Consider the following 1,201-nt stretch of genomic DNA (forward strand, 5'->3'; position numbering starts at 1 on the left):
AAAAAACACTATAAATTCAATACCTTTTCAAGATAAGCTATACTGCGCATCGCTTTCTTCTGCTTTGCTGGCATACCTTTACTAAAACTGGTTTCTGCCTTTAATTGATTAAAGGCGATATGCCTCAGCCCTGCAAATACAGACGCTGCACCTTCGCGCCTAATTCGGCACTCATCTTCTTTAAACCCTACGTCTAAACGCCAATGTAATCCGTTCTCTATCTGCCAATGTTGCCGCGCTGACCTTGCCAATTCTTCCGCCGTTAAATGTGCTGAACTGATATAATATCTATAACATAACTCATTGCTTATTTTACCTTTTTCCTTTCTGTAGGAAACAATAACGCCCACTGTTTTTGCCCCTTCCCAGTGTATCGTTTCTGATAAATTACTTACGTCATGGCGCACTGCACAACACCTAAACTCCTCTCTGTTTTTTTGATAATCTGCTTCATTAAACAAAACCCCTTTAGACGCTTGTCGTGTTATCTCCGGTATTAAAGCCCCCTCTATTTGCGACAAGAGTCCTTTATGATTTGCCTTCACTGCAAGAAGGTAATCAGCTTCTTTGCTCACTATTTTTTCTGCAATTGATTTTTGACACCCCATGGCGTCAATTGTGACTAAGCACCCTTTTATCTCAAGTAACTCTAGAAGTGTTGGTAACGCTGTTATTTCATTCGACTTTTTATCAACAGGACATTGCGCTAAGACTACACCATTTTCGCATGCAAATGCACTGACCATATAAAGTGCGTCGCGCCTATCAGATTGATTAAATGACCCTTTCAACCGTTTCCCGTCAATAGCCACGACATCGCCCTGAGTTAACTTAGTGCATGCCTTCATCCAAGAAGAAAAAGAATCTTGAAATTGCGTCATATCGATACGGCTTAGTACACGGGCAATTGTGTCATGGCGGGGGATACCTTGCTCTAGGGGAACATATTTCCTAAGCCAATCTAATCTATCATGACCAAAATCTTCAATATCTTCCCAACCTTGGCATCCAGACACAACAGCGCTGACGGCTAAGAATATGATATCAAATAGTTTATGAACCACTTTACCTTGTTGGCGAGGATCATCGATTGATTCGAAATATTTAAATAGCTGAGTATCAAGCATGAGAACGCTCCTTGAAAAAAGGAGTATAAGATCATACTTTTAAGTCAAGGTAAAGTTCGTGATCTTGCCCTGGG

The 1,201-nt window shown here is 40.9% G+C and carries 1 protein-coding gene; it reads right to left on the minus strand.

The features are described from left to right. Positions 1–8: 8 nt before the first annotated feature. On the minus strand, positions 9–1,127 hold the full coding sequence (locus tag CXF89_RS19185) for an ISAs1 family transposase (protein ID WP_121955489.1): 1,119 nt from the start codon (positions 1,125–1,127) through the stop codon (positions 9–11). Between the last annotated feature and the right edge of the window lie 74 nt (positions 1,128–1,201).

This window comes from Pseudoalteromonas sp. MelDa3 (assembly GCF_002863625.1).
Lineage (GTDB): Bacteria > Pseudomonadota > Gammaproteobacteria > Enterobacterales > Alteromonadaceae > Pseudoalteromonas > Pseudoalteromonas arctica.